Below are 14,267 nucleotides of genomic sequence, written 5' to 3' on the forward strand. Positions count from 1 at the left end.
CATATAACCTAAAAAGGCTCTTTAAGCTATCATTAGCTTAAAAACGATGATCAACCGCCACTAAAATCCCTAAAGTTACCAATATTAAGTATACAAATGGATCCTTAATCGAGCCGCCGAGTTTTCTTCGATCAAAATTTGAAAAAAGAAATTTAAAAATCATGAGTCCGACAGGCTCCTAGGTTCTCATCATTTTGATTAGTTGCTTCTTTTAAACCCAGTACGATGTCGTGTTCAACAAGAGTATTAATGCATTTCAATTTAAGTTCTTCAAAAGTAATTGAATCACCGGAAGCTTTCTTATTAGTGATGAGTTCCTCAAATATTCCGACCCAAAATTTATCGGTAAAAAAATCGTCTATTTGCTGAAAATCATTATGGAATGAGCGAACAAATGCGGATAACTTGTTACTCGAGTCATGCAAGCCAATATCGACATACCGTGAATCGTACGATATACTATCAATAACGGGAGATATAATTAGCTGGCGAATTAACTCGTTAAATGAAGGAATGTGAATTTCTAAGGTGTCTGCTCCGATGTTCGGTTCAATATTAAATATTGTAATATTTCTTGTTCGATTTACTCTCCCTATGGCATTTTTAATTATGTATCTTGTCTGGGTTGAAAACGGAAACATAACTCCGTTATTGCCATTATTTATATCGTCATTTATCTCGATATCCAGCGCCCATTGTTGAGGATAGAATCCAATTTTATTTGTAAAACTCAGTTTCGGTAAATTGAATAAACCATTCTCGGAGAAAATATTTTGAATTAGTACAGTTTCTGTTTTTTGACTTTGGTGAAATCCCTGTAAGTCAGATATTGGGAATGGAAAATTATTTATGTTTTTTGATTTAAATGTTCGATTATGAGACGTTGGGTTTAACTTCGCAACTATTAAATCTTCAATTTCGTCACTACTTAGTGTTAGGGATGTTACAGATATATTGCTACTAGTAGACATGTCATGTATAACATGTCCGAAAAACTTATCTTCAACCAGTAAATTTAGCTCTTCCTGTGTTAGATAGATAACTTTGTCGACCTCAAACAAAATCCTGTTCCAAAAATAAAATAAATCGTCAGTTGTTGATTTGTCTTTGGCAATAACGATTTCAAACTCTCGGTAAGAAGCATTGTCAAAACTTCTTAAAATTTGAGTATTTAGGTTTCGTTTTGATAAGTTAGCTTTATTTATCGGCTTCTGTAAATGAATGATTTCGTTTAAGTTACCGGTTTTATCCTCATTTATAGTTATTTGTCTAAAACTTTTAGTGATTTCATGATCGCTAAAGCTTGCATTGGAAGATATACCAAAGTTCAAATTAAAATAATCCAAAAGAATGCTTTCTGTTTTCCACAAGTCTGATGATAAGATTATTGAGCCAGAATTAAATTGAGAAAGAAAGTAAAATGTATCAACTCCTGTCAGATCGTGTTTTGTTGGAGACTCGTCCAAATTATAATAGCCTTTAGGGTTGAATAAATTGAGATTTGTAATTATTGTTGGATCTACCAGGTCTGAATAGAAAATAAAATCTGGATCGTAAGAGCCTGTTTAAATTTTACTCAATAAATGTTTTATGGCCGATAATTTGACCATTTCTTCGGCAGTTTCCATTAGAAGTTCATAATTCCTACATAACCTGCGGTCGTTGTCGAACCAAGCGAAAGTTCGTTCAATGATCCATCTTTTATGAACAGGTTTGAAGTCTTTTTCAAACTTATCTGATCTTAATACAACCTGAATTATATATCCAAATTTCTTTTTTACTTCCGCTATTGTTTCACCGCGATACCCGCCATCAGCAAGTATAATTCTAATTCCGCAAAGCATGTCTTTTAAAACTCGCATTAGCAATAAAATTGCTTTTGAATCGTGAACATTAGCGATTGAAACCATTACTGCAATTAAGAAACCATTTTTATCTACTACCACATGGCGCTTTATTCCCTTGACTTTTTTATTGCCGTCAAAACCGTTTAAAGACCTATTGTTACCCCAACGGACACTTTGGCTGTCAACAATACCTAAGGAAGGATCAGCCTTTTGACCCATTTTTAGCCGCACTTTGCCCCTTAATTGTTCCAAAAGCAGGTCAAATTGTTCGGTATCTGACCACTTCTTGTAGTAGTAGTAAACTAGTTGCCACTTGGGGAAATCTGATGGTAACATTCGCCATTGACATCCGGTTTTGACAAGATAAAGAATCCCATTCCAAATCGTACGAAGGCTATGCTTTCGCTTTCTGTCGTCGTATTGTAATGTTTTTTTTATATATTTCCACCGGGCATCTGATAAGTCTGTTGGGTACATTTTTTAAAGTTTGGTCGCTTCAAAGAACGTTACTTTAACTTACTTGCCGATGCCCATATTCTTTTTTCATTCTAATTTTTAAACAGGCTCTAAGACTTAATAAGATTAACATAGCCATCCGCTATTGAATTATTTTTTACAGGTACTATTGGATTGTATCTTCCTCCCCAGAAATTCTGGTTATTATTCATTAATTTTAATAAATCCGAATAAGAATATCTTTCGTCAATGAAATATAAATAACGAAGGTGCCTGGCCCTTGATTTAATTTGAAATTTTTTCATAAGAGAACAAAATTGTTAAGTCTAATTGTAATCGTTTGAGCATTGTTTAACTACTTTGTAATATGTATTTTTCTTTAATTATCTAAAGTTCGTTGGAGGGATCCTTATACTTTTAATCTATTTAACTTTTATTGGTAACTTTTTCAAGAATGAAAGTCGGTATCAACTTAATAACTTGGATTTAAATGGATATTTGTCCATTTATAATATAAAGAAGCATGTGGGAATTTACGAGTAAACTATTTGGAATATGCTGTGGTATAATCTTTTAAAAAAATCTCAATTAATTCAATGCGATACATTGACCTTTCCTTTTTTATTAGGAGCATATCGGGTGAGAAATGGATCCAACTCTTTTAACTTCGAGGATTTGTTAAACGAGATTGGCGAAACGATACTTGACTCTAATGGACTTGTTGCTATAAGTAGATGTTCACTCATATCTCAACACGTCATCGGTCAAAGAATTAATTATGGAAAGCAGAGTCTTAGAGTTAGCCCCTTGATCTTTAATTCATATGAAAATGAACCAATTTATTATTATCCTGGGGGAGAAGATTTAGGCGGAGGTTGGGAGGATGTTTTAAACAATCTAAACGTTCTTTACTCAGAAGTTTCCAAGGAAGAGCTTTATTCCTTCGATGGTAAAACTAAGTGTTGGAGGGAATTTTCGAGGAAAGAGAATGATTTTGTTGCATTGATGTCCGACAAGTAATTTTATAAGTCAAAGGATTCTTAAGTCAGATTGATTATTCAAAAATAGGGGAGTCGAAAAAATCTTTCAAAGATAGATTGATGGATTTACAAAATTTCTGTATCGAATAAATAGAAGCTCCTCTACCTGATTCTAAACGTTGTAACATCTGCTTATCTGTATCAAGGTTCTCGTTGGCAAAATGGTTCTGCTTTTTGCCAGAAGATTTCCGTAGTTCCTTAATCCTCTTGGCAATAGCATTCTTAAGCAATAAATCTCGATCATCCAATTTTGCACTCATGGATGCAAAGAGTAGAATTTTCAAAAATAAAAAGTCAGCCATTTGGATGACTTTTTATTTTTTTCTATATTTGTTTAAGTTTAAAAACTGCGAAACTTCACAAAGAAATTGAAGCATTCGCTTAGAGTCTCACATTAGAAAACTGGTAATTTTTGGAACGAGACCATAAGTAGAATAGCTCACGACCTAGGCGTGGGTTTGCTTATTAGTTCCAGGGTATACCAGTACCTCTAATGTAATAGGTGAGTTCCACGCCTTCTAAGGCGTTCATTAGCTGCCGCACCAATGATGAACTCACCACAATGCTATTGTTTCACGCTCCGTTTTAGGAAGCAAAACTGGTAATGCATTATGGTATCGATTCTTTCACTTGTCATTTGTCCACCGGAATAGATTATCTATTTCTGCTGATTTTTGTTTTCCTTTTCTAAAAGGAATGGGGAAGAATGCGCCCAAAATATCTTTTTGAATCCATGTTGTATTTTAATTTGTAAGCTATGCAGCGGTACACCAATTATATCTTTCAACTGATTATCCGAAATCCGGAGTAGAGCCGTTATGCTTCGTTGATTTCATTGCTACCTTTCCAAGGGAAGAGAACAGGTATGCACCATTTTTTCACTCCATAACTACTGCCTGCAATGAAACTACTTTATTGCTCACCAGGGAAGCTATTGCCCTTTTTACTGTATCTGCTGCTGATCGTGCTTGCCAGCAGCAGACAAAACCCACTTTACGCCCAATCAGTCTGGGTCAAAGGAAAGATCATCGAAGCCAAAAACGGTCAGCCTTTAACGGGTGCAACGATTCAAATACGCGGTGGACTTGCCGGAACAACATCCGATGCCAGCGGCCTTTTTTCGCTTGCGGTCCCAGCAGATAATGCCCATTTGGTTGTGTCATTTATAGGCTACCGTTCAATTGATACGCTAGTTCAAGTGCCGCTTCAAAAGCCGTTGGTTTTCTCTATGCAGCAGGACGCTGCGGTGATTAATGAAATTGCTGTGACAGGCTACCAGAGCATTCCCAAAGAAAGGGCAACAGGCTCTTTTGTGCAGATCGATAACGAACTTGTTAACCGCAGGGTGTCAACCAATATTTTGGACAGGCTGGACGGTATTTCCAGCGGGCTTCAATTTAACAGCAGTGTGTCCACAGCTAAAAGCGCAAACCCGTTAGGGAGAAACCTGGGGATCAGGATCCGGGGTGAAAGCACACTGGCTGACGGCACGCAGGTAAGCCGGGATCCGCTGATCGTGCTGGATAATTTTCCCTTCGAAGGAAATCTGGATAATATCAATCCGAACGATGTGGAATCAATCACGATTTTAAAAGATGCAGCGGCTGCTTCGATCTGGGGAGCCAGGGCAGGAAACGGAGTCATCGTCATTGTGACCAAAAAAGGGAAAGCCAACCAGCCTGTGAAGTTTGAATTTAACACGAATCTGACTGTCTCTAACAAGCCCAATATCCATTATGATCAAAGTTTTTTAAAATCAGCGGGGTACCTTGATGCCGAGCAGTATCTGTTCTCAAAGGGCTACTTTGATGCTGATCTTGTCAATACATCCAACCGTCCACCTATTTCTCCGGCAGTTCAAACAATGTCTTTGGCTAAGGCCGGTACGATCTCGCAGCAGCAGTTAAACAGTCAGCTCGATGATTTGCGTGGTACTGATGTAAGAGATGACTTTGAAAAATATGTGTATCAGAAGTCAGTGAAACAGCAGTATTCACTTGGTCTTCGGGGCGGAACTGCTAATGCCACCTATCACCTTTCGGCAGGCTACGATAAAAACATAGCATCCGCGGTAGGTAACAGTTATCACCGTTTTACAGTCAACTCCCTGAGCACCTATTCGCCCTTGAAAGGATTGAAGATCACGGCGGGTCTAAATTACAGCACCAATAAGACCACCGAAAATAATTACCAAAACCAGTATGGCTCAATGTCGGTAGGAGGCAGATATACCGACCTTTTTCCTTACGCAAGACTGGCAGATGCAAATGGAAATGCTCTGGCTGTTACTAAAAATTACAGTGATGCCTATACAACAAGCGCAGCGTCACGGGGATTTTTGGACTGGAAGTATAGACCACTGGATGAAATTGCACTGGCCGACAACAGCACCAGTGCTTCAGATCTAATTTTAAAGACTGCTGTTTCCTACGCTTTCAGCAAGTTTTTGAATGCTGAAATTCAGTACCAGAATGAAAGGCAGCTGATTGCGGTTAATAATTACCACAGCCCGGATACCTATTATGCAAGGGATCTGGTCAACCGATTTTCGGTAGCCGGCAGCGCAGGGGATTTTACTTACCCGGTTCCCAAAGGCGGGGTTCTGGAATTTAACCAGGCTGAATACAATGCCAACAACCTTCGCACGCAGCTTAATTTTGATCAGACTTTCGGCAAGAAACACGTAGTCCGCGCGATCGCAGGAGCGGAAATCCGTCAGCTGAAAACAAGTGGATTTAACAGATTATCCTACGGTTACCAAAACGAAACGGGTATTGCGGTCAATAACCTTGATTATTCCCAGTATCTGCCTACAAATCCGGCAGGAAGCTCAATGATCCCTTATCCGGATGGTAATGTGTCTGGCTTTACCAACCGCTTTATTTCCTATTATGCGAACGGAAGTTACACCTTTGACAAAAAGTATACGCTCACTTTAAGCGGTCGCAGGGATGGGGCCAATATCTTTGGGGCAAAAACCAATGACCGAATCACGCCGCTTTGGTCGGCAGGCGCCGGCTGGGATATTTCCTCGGAGCGTTTCTACCATGCAAGCTGGCTTCCTTACCTGAAACTGAGGGTTTCGTATGGAACAAGCGGAAACGTTTACCAGGGCTCTGTGTATGTAAAAGGGAATTACCTGCCCAGTGATCTGACCGGAGCGCTGTACATTAATAACATCACCGCGCCTAATGCGGAGCTGAAATGGGAAACGATTAAAACCCTCAATCTGGGTGTGGACTTTGCGCTGATTAAAGACCGGATTTCAGGCACGGCCGAATATTACATCAAAAGGGGAACAGACCTGATCCAGAACCAACCCCTGGCGCCTTCGGCGGGTTTTGGGTCGTTCTATGGAAATTCAGCGGGCACCAAAACACAGGGGATTGATTTGACTCTGCACTCCAATAATCTTACGGGCAGATTTAAATGGTCGACCACTGCCTTGATTAGTCATCTGGCTGATAAGATTACAAAGTTTGATGCCAAAATGAACGCAGTAAGTATGCAAGGAACCAGCAGCAGCAGGGTAGGCGTGGTAGGCAAACCAATATATGGTCTTTACAGTTATAAATGGGCAGGTCTTGATCCTTTGAGCGGAGACCCGCAGGGGTATTTGAATGGCGAAGTCAGCAAGAATTATGCCGGGATCATCAACAATTTTACGGCTGATAGCCTGGTCTATCACGGCTCAGCGGTGCCAACCTGGTTTGGCTCGATACGAAATGATTTCAGCTTTCGCCGCTGGTCGCTTTCTTTGAATTTGGTCTACAAGCTGGGTTATGTCATGCGCCGACCGGGAACTTCGATCAACTACACAGAAATCTTGTCCGGATTTGCGCATCAGGATTTTGAAAACCGCTGGCAGAATCCAGGTGATGCGTTGAAGACCCAGGTACCCTCCATGGTTTATCCTTCCAACGCCCAGCGAAACACATTTTACCGCTATTCACAGGCACTTATTGAGAAAGCGGACCATCTTCGTTTGCAAGACATCCGGCTTTCTTACGCGCTTGCAGGCAAAGCGAAGAAGACTTTGCGGTTTGACAACGCGCAGTTATACCTGTATGCCAGTAACCTGGGAATCCTTTGGAGGGCAAATAAACCCGGGCTTGACCCTGACTATGTGGATGCTACCCAGCGGCACCTTTTGCCAAATCCTGCATCTGTTTCCCTTGGCCTAAGGGCAGAATTTTAAACCCAAAGCAATCTGATCATGAAAAACAGTAATTCCTCATTTTTCCTGCCTACGGTGGTATGTCTTGTGGTAATGTTTGCGCTCGGCAGCTGCCACAAGCAAGACGACTGGTTGAATGTCAAACGCGACAAATCCGATATCAGCCCCAAAACGCTGGATGATTTTCAGGCTGTTCTTGACAATACCAACACAATGAATATGGGCTACCCCATGCTCGGACTGACAGGTACTGACAACCTGTATTTGCCAGACAATATCCTGGGCTCAGTGAGTGAGCCAGAGCGGAATGCATACGGCTGGGCGAAAAGTATTTATGGCGGCGTGTCCACCGGAGATTTCAGCAGTCCTTATGTTGCGATCGAGTTTTGCAATATTGTACTCGATGGCATATCGGGCCTTACAATTTCCAGCAGTCAGCAGGCCCAATTCAATAACCTGAAAGGACAAGCACTATTTCACCGGGCGATGTCTCTATACAATCTTTCCCAGCTGTTCTGTAAACCCTACAATGTTTCTACGGCGGGCACAGACCTTGGTCTGCAATTAAAAGTAAGCTCAGACCCGAATGAAAAAGTGGATCGCTCTTCGGTGAAAGAGACCTACGATTTCATACTATCGGATTTAAAAACAGCCCTGACACTGCTGCCACAGAATCAGCGGTATGCCACCAGACCTTCTAGCAGGGCTGCGCAGGGACTTTTGGCAAAAGTTTATCTTTCCATGCAGCAGTATCAGGATGCACTTGAATCCGCTGACGCTTCTTTGGGTAAAGATCCGGTTCTGCTGGATTTTAACAGCAGTAAGATCGATCCTTCTGAAACGTTTGTGTTTCCACCGTACAGCAACCAGCTTGCCAATCAGGAGATCCTTTATTTCGCTTGCGGGCAGACCATGGTCTCTCTTTGGCCGGTGTATACGGTGGGATTTGCCGATTCGCTTTTATTCAAATCCTATGATAAAAACGATCTTAGAAAAACCCTTTTCTACAACGTCAGCAGCACCGGGACGGCCCAATTTAAAGGTTCGTACAGTGGGACCTACATGAATTTTTCTGGCATTGCAGCCAATGAGCTTTTGCTGATCCAGGCCGAGTGTCTGGCAAGGAACAGCCAGCCAGCCAAAGCCAAAGTGCTTCTTGATGCGCTGCTTGTCAAACGGTTTAAAGCGGGCACCTACAAGGCGCTGAGTGTTTCTGATGACAAGGTGCTTGCTGCCGTGCTGACAGAACGCAGAAAGGAGTTGGCTTTCACAGGGCAAATCCGTTGGGAGGACCTTCGCCGTTTAAACCAGGATCCGGTCTTTGCCAAAACAATTAGCCGGACCATCAACGGGGTCAAAGTTGAGCTGCCGCCCAATGATGGCCGCTATGTTTTCGAGCTTCCACAACAGGAGATCCAGCTCAGCGGCGTGCAGCAGAATATCAGATAATAAATCTAAAAATCAGACAGAATGAAAAAAATAATTAGCGCTTTATGCCTCTTTTTTGTTTTGTCCTCAGGTTTCTGCCTGGGGCAAAAATCTGCCTCTTCAATGGTTGCGATCACCGTGCGGTTTACTGAAAGCGGGCCTGGCGATTCGCTCTTCCTTTCCTTTCAAGATGAACTTCTTAGCTTTGGCGATATAACTGAACAGAAGCTTGTCAGGCAACTGGTCGATCAAAATGGAAATTGCAGCTTTCACATTCCTGTTAAAACGCCCAAAGGCAGGTTTGTCATCTACAAATATTATGATGTGAACACGCAGCAGGATAGCACTGGAAATGGAAAGATTCTGGCCCCGTTGACACCTGATTTCTTCTGGCATCCGGCAGATAAACTGCGCATTGAAATAACGCGAAATAAAAACAGTATCAAAAGTAATCACACCACCAGTTATGATTTTCATTATCAGGTGTCAGGGCATGGGGCCCTGAAAAATATCGTTAAATGTAAAGTTGACTCGGCGTATAATTACGGGCCTTACCACTCCGAAAGAACTTTTAGTATGTTTGACCAGGATTTTAATTATCAGGACGCTTCCCAGGATATGCAAAAGGCGGCAGAACTTACCCTGGAATCGTACAAGACTAAGATCGGTAAGCTTTACTACAACGTGATCAAATCTGATGCGGTCTTTGCTGCAAGCTCGAGCCGGTTTTCCTTGATGAAACAGTTCTTTGAGCAAAAGGTAAAAAATGATCCAAAACTTTTACAGAAGTTTCTCACTAATTATGATCGTAGCTTAAACGCGCATTTTCTACCGGCAGTGGATTCCAATAGTATCGCTGGTTTAAGGTACCTATACAGGAAGGCCGTATTCGATGATTATGTCCATCACGGTGAGGTGGATGCTGACCGGCTCATTCATAAGATATACAAAAACTATCAGGGAGCCTATCAAGATAGGCTGGTAAGTTTTGCTTTGAGTGAGACAGCACCTGCAAATTTTAACAGCCTTCTTGACAGCGCGCTTACTGTTGTCAAAGATCCCGCAAGTCTGATGCTGCTTAAAAAGTTAAGCGCAAGAAGGTCCGGACAGACTCCTTTCGCCTTTAGTCTGCCTGATGCTTCGGGCAATTATATTAAACTCGAAGATCTTAAAGGGAAGGTCGTGTTTGTTGATTTTTGGTTTACAGGCTGCGGGGGATGCACGGACTATTTCAGTAAAGTACTTTCAAAAGCAGAAGAGCATTTCGAAGGAAAAGATATCGTTTTTGTAACGATCAGTGGCGACTTGGGTAAACCACTTTGGTTAAGAAGCGTAAAATCCGGAACTTATGTGTCTGATAAATCAGTCAATCTTTTTACGGAAGGTAAGGGATTCAAACATCCTGCCATCAGCCATTATAATTTCGAAAGCTACCCGTCGCTTCTTCTGATCGACCGAAATGGGAAAATACAGGAGTTTAATACCCAGGCACTGTTAAAAAGAGACCCCGATCATTTGATCAGGGTCCTTCAGAATGCAATCGATAAATAGGTAATTACGTTAGAAGTTTTCCTAAAGGGGATCTTCTAACGTTTCTTAGTTTTTCCAGCCGCTTGCAGTAGCCTGGGTCTTTTCAATCCGGTTGTTCGCGTCGGGTGTTGCACTGGTCGTAATTTTACAAACCTGTGATCCGGCGGACAAACAATTTGGATCAGGTGTGGTTGTTACCTGGTAAGAGGTAGCGTTCTCATTTACAACATAGAAAGTTGCCACAGCCGCCTTACTTTTTTCCTCCTTTTTCTCACTTGCTGCAAAAGCCGCTCCGATGGCAATCATGGCTGCCAAAACCGGGAAAATGATTTTTTTCGTTGTCATAATCGTACTTTGAGTAAACTGTGAATTACTACGCCTACTATCTTACAGGTCTTCGGCTTTCTCCTGATTCACCTTGCGCAATGGAATATCTTTAAGCGGGTTATTCTAATACCTTGTAAATTGCCTACCAGACATTGATGCTTAAAAGTACCAGCTGGCAAAGCTGGGATACTGCACAAAAGGCAAGAAATGAAACGGAAGCTATTTTCTTTTTGCACGGATTCTGCTGAGCGTGTAGGGACGGATGTTTAGAAAATAGGCAATGTCCTGAAGAAGAATCCTGTTACAAGGAAAATGCTGACAGAAAGCCGGGTATGCTTTAACCGCTGGCAGCACCAGAAGCGCAGCGCGCTGATACTGTTTTCTGCTGTCCTTGAAATGGATTTTGCGGCCAAGCTTGTAGGTTTCACTAAACGCGTGATAGGCAAATTCAATTTGCTTGTTGTGGATGGAAAGCAGCTTGCAATCTTCCAAAAGAATGATATCTTCCAGGGATTCCATGTTTTCCATAAACCCGCCTTTGGGAAGCACAATCTCGTTTTCTTTCCAAAAACGGGTAACCACCTGTTTGCCGTCTTCATCAAAATATCGGGACTTGATCAGGCCAGCCAGCACAAAAAAGGTTTGGCTGAATTTATCGCCGCTTTGTAGCAGGATAGTCCCCTTTGGTAGATCTGCCCTTGTGGCCGATTTATGAAGATAATTTTTAAACTCACTGCTCAGCGGCATAAGTGCAGAGAGGTATTCATTTAAGTTGGTGTCCATATTTGGCATATTTAATATTCCTTGACCCATTCAATGATGCTTTCGAGCGTTTTTATCAAAACTTCCTTGTCGCGCTGCTCAACCGAGTAGGATTTATTACGCATACTTTCCCAGGATATGTCCTGCTTTCTGGGCGTGGACAAATAGGGTGTAATGCTTTGATAGACCTGGTTCAGCGAGCGGGCTTTCAGGATCCGAAGTGAGTCCATGGCCCTGAAAAGCAGACCGATCTGGTCAACCGACAGAAAGCATAGAATTTTGAAGCGTTCCGATAAACTGTTTGCCGGTGGGGATGGATTATAATCCTGCAGCGGACTTACATCCCACTGGTTTTTCTTTTCCAGATACAGGATCTCCTGGGCAAACCAGTTTCCAATGACCTTTTTTACGTCTGCATAGTTAGGGTTCAATTTTACGCCCGGCTTTCGGTGCATCTGGTTAAATTCCTTATAACAAAGAAGTAGCTGCGTCATCTTATCACGTATCGGGCCATAGGCATTTATCTTCTGGGCGAGCTTCTGGGTGTAATAGTTCATAAAGGACCGGGAGTTGAAATTCAGATAGACCAGAAGCTCGATCACCGCATCGTGCACCTTGTCCTGATCTTTGATAGCATGAATTTTTTCAAGGCCTTTGATCACTTCTTTTTTATAGAATACTTCCCGCAGCGAAACCGGCCGGCTGTGATGCTCGCTATTAAAGTTGCCAAGCACACCCAGCAGAATATCCGTCAGGTTTTTATTTCCGACCCGCTGAATCAGACCCGGCCTGATAGAATCAATCCGATTGGCCACTTCCTTTTTGATCTGGGTAAGGTAGGCGGCCGGGACGCGCTCGTCCAGACTGATATATTCCCAGAAATGGTTTTCAATAAAGGTCAATAACTCATCGACGCATCCGATGATCGTTTGGATGGTGCTGATCATGACCGGATTTGAGGTACTGAGTTTTAATGCATTTTCACAGGCCTGGTCTAGTAAAATAACCAGTGTACTATGATGCTGTTTGATCAGATGCTGAATTTTACGTTTACTGGATACCGTAAATGTCTGCTGCTTCAGAAATGTCTTGTTTATGTGGATTTCAGATAATGCCTTGGCAATGATCGTTTCGGCTTCTTTTTGTCCCAAAGCATCGACATTGGTTTTGGATGGATCCAATGTGAAGGTGATGATCAGATCAAGCCACTGGAGTGTATACTTTTTTTCTTGCATGGCACGCTGAGTGTTTTAGTAACTAAAATTTCATCAGCGAGAAGGGTATGATTTTGTACTTTATCTGCAAAATTCCATGGTAACTTTTAAAGTCCTAACATCTGGGATAAGCCGCTTAATCCTGGGACGAAGCATAGGTTTTGGGGACTAAGTAAATTAGAATTCACCTGGGTGGGTCATTCTGTCAATCGATTAGACAAAAAAGTAAGACCCATAGCTATGCCATAGGTCTTTGCTCTTTAACGTTTACCATGTTTGAGGATCGTGCTGATAATGGTGCATGTGGTGATACCATCCAGGGTTCTTCTGGCTGGTTGATCCAGCCAGATGTTACCTGTGAAGTTTGCGACAGGATACTTTTTGATCTTCAGGTCCTTTTTCATAATAAAAATTGTTTTGGTGGGTAGATTTATTTTGAACTTCCCAAAACAATACTTTACAGGCCTGATCTAAAAATTCGTGGTTTATAAAACCCCGGATTAGGTAAGAATGCCAAGTTCGTCCCCGGAAATTGGGACGAAGGGCATATAAAGCTCCATTTTAAAACTTCGCGCTGCGTTTGTGCTTTGAAGGGAGTAGCGCCCTGGAAAATTATGCTCCAGAATTCTTTCAATGTTCACAAGACCAATACCGGAATATTTTTCCTGTTTCGCCGCAGTCGCCTCAGCAGGCTTGCTATTACTAATCTGAAACTTTACCCCCTTTTCTTCAACGCTTAAAAAGATCTTAATCCAATTGTCATCCACAGGACTTCCCACCGAGTGTTTAAAAGCGTTTTCAGTAATAGTAAAAAGAATCAGGGAAAGGATTTTATGCTTTGGTTTGATGACGCCACGCTGCTGGAAGGATATCTGCGGGCAATTACCTCTGCGCATTTTTTCGAGTTCCAGATAACTTTTGATGCTATACAGCTCGTCTTGCAGCGGAATTGATTCATTTCTTGTGTCATACACATTATGACGAAGCAGGTTTGATAATTTCCGAAGATAGAATGCAGATTCTTTCGATACCGGCTCTATTTGCGCATAAGCTGCATTGATCAGATTGTAGATTAAGTGCGGAGCTAAGGTGGCCCTTAGACTTTTTAATTCCGCGCGGATCAGATCGTTTTCAGCACTGATTTTCAGCGCGTTTTGCCTGGTGCCATATTTTGCCATCTTTAATCCAAGCGGTAGAAAGAGAAGCTGCATTTCCATCATATCGTAAAAGAAGATAGCCGGATCAGCGCTGCCATGAGAATCCACCTGCCTGACATACAAACTCCCGATTTCAAGCAATATCGGCGATAAATTGCTAAAACCGTATAAATAATCGATCAAAATAAAGTTAAGCGTCGTAACGATATGCATTAAAATGAGCGATGAGATAAGACTGAGTACGTACAAGAAAAATGTATTTACCCTTTTCTTTAAAAAGTTAAATATCCACTCATAACAATAAAAGATCGGTACCAATCTAAGATAAT

The 14,267-nt window shown here is 41.7% G+C and carries 13 protein-coding genes; 4 read left to right on the plus strand and 9 right to left on the minus strand.

Features of this window, described 5'->3' with window-relative positions; translation table 11 throughout:
- Nucleotides 1–152: 152 nt before the first annotated feature.
- From FZF08_RS30020 to FZF08_RS30030, 3 genes are all read right to left on the minus strand, one after another.
- The gene (locus FZF08_RS30020; protein ID WP_159478064.1) at nt 153–1,466 is read right to left on the minus strand and encodes a hypothetical protein; all 1,314 of its coding nucleotides are present in this window, start codon (nt 1,464–1,466) and stop codon (nt 153–155) included.
- 99 nt (nt 1,467–1,565) lie between these two features.
- On the minus strand, nt 1,566–2,324 hold the full coding sequence (locus FZF08_RS30025) for an IS5 family transposase (RefSeq protein WP_159478066.1): 759 nt from the start codon (nt 2,322–2,324) through the stop codon (nt 1,566–1,568).
- An 89-nt stretch (nt 2,325–2,413) separates the two neighbouring features.
- A complete protein-coding gene (locus FZF08_RS30030) occupies nt 2,414–2,608 on the minus strand; it encodes a hypothetical protein (protein WP_159478068.1) in 195 nt (64 codons plus the stop codon).
- A gap of 370 nt (nt 2,609–2,978) precedes the next feature.
- On the opposite strand from FZF08_RS30030, the gene FZF08_RS30035 reads away from it, so the two are divergent.
- Nucleotides 2,979–3,323 (plus strand): hypothetical protein, encoded by a 345-nt coding sequence (locus FZF08_RS30035; protein WP_159478070.1) that lies wholly within the window; start codon nt 2,979–2,981, stop codon nt 3,321–3,323.
- 34 nt (nt 3,324–3,357) lie between these two features.
- Here FZF08_RS30035 and FZF08_RS30040 read toward each other — a convergent pair whose 3' ends face one another.
- Nucleotides 3,358–3,645 carry a helix-turn-helix domain-containing protein gene (locus tag FZF08_RS30040; RefSeq protein ID WP_200837201.1) on the minus strand — a complete coding sequence of 96 codons (288 nt, stop codon included), beginning with the start codon at nt 3,643–3,645 and terminating at the stop codon, nt 3,358–3,360.
- A 599-nt stretch (nt 3,646–4,244) separates the two neighbouring features.
- Here FZF08_RS30040 and FZF08_RS30045 point away from each other — a divergent pair.
- The 3 genes from FZF08_RS30045 (at nt 4,245) to FZF08_RS30055 (ending at nt 10,499) form a co-directional block, all read left to right on the plus strand.
- Nucleotides 4,245–7,541 (plus strand): SusC/RagA family TonB-linked outer membrane protein, encoded by a 3,297-nt coding sequence (locus tag FZF08_RS30045; RefSeq protein WP_159478072.1) that lies wholly within the window; start codon nt 4,245–4,247, stop codon nt 7,539–7,541.
- Nucleotides 7,542–7,652: 111 nt separating this feature from the next.
- Nucleotides 7,653–8,969, plus strand: a complete 1,317-nt coding sequence (locus FZF08_RS30050; RefSeq protein ID WP_159478075.1) for a RagB/SusD family nutrient uptake outer membrane protein — start codon at nt 7,653–7,655, stop codon at nt 8,967–8,969.
- Nucleotides 8,970–8,990: 21 nt separating this feature from the next.
- A complete protein-coding gene (locus FZF08_RS30055) occupies nt 8,991–10,499 on the plus strand; it encodes a peroxiredoxin (RefSeq protein ID WP_159478078.1) in 1,509 nt (502 codons plus the stop codon).
- 45 nt (nt 10,500–10,544) lie between these two features.
- Here the strand turns inward: FZF08_RS30055 and FZF08_RS30060 are convergent, their stop codons facing one another.
- From FZF08_RS30060 to FZF08_RS30080, 5 genes are all read right to left on the minus strand, one after another.
- Entirely contained in the window at nt 10,545–10,823 is a 279-nt protein-coding gene (locus FZF08_RS30060) for a DUF6520 family protein (RefSeq protein ID WP_159478081.1), read from the minus strand.
- Nucleotides 10,824–11,024: 201 nt separating this feature from the next.
- Nucleotides 11,025–11,588, minus strand: a complete 564-nt coding sequence (locus FZF08_RS30065) for a Crp/Fnr family transcriptional regulator (protein ID WP_159478084.1) — start codon at nt 11,586–11,588, stop codon at nt 11,025–11,027.
- Nucleotides 11,589–11,599: 11 nt separating this feature from the next.
- Complete coding sequence (locus FZF08_RS30070; protein WP_159478087.1) at nt 11,600–12,802, minus strand: hypothetical protein; 1,203 nt, start codon at nt 12,800–12,802, stop codon at nt 11,600–11,602.
- A 239-nt stretch (nt 12,803–13,041) separates the two neighbouring features.
- Nucleotides 13,042–13,185 (minus strand): hypothetical protein, encoded by a 144-nt coding sequence (locus FZF08_RS30075; RefSeq protein WP_159478090.1) that lies wholly within the window; start codon nt 13,183–13,185, stop codon nt 13,042–13,044.
- Nucleotides 13,186–13,281: 96 nt separating this feature from the next.
- Nucleotides 13,282–14,151 carry a sensor histidine kinase gene (locus tag FZF08_RS30080; protein WP_159478093.1) on the minus strand — a complete coding sequence of 290 codons (870 nt, stop codon included), beginning with the start codon at nt 14,149–14,151 and terminating at the stop codon, nt 13,282–13,284.
- Nucleotides 14,152–14,267: the final 116 nt, after the last annotated feature.

It is taken from the genome of Dyadobacter sp. 3J3 (assembly GCF_009801115.1).
Classification (GTDB): domain Bacteria; phylum Bacteroidota; class Bacteroidia; order Cytophagales; family Spirosomataceae; genus Dyadobacter.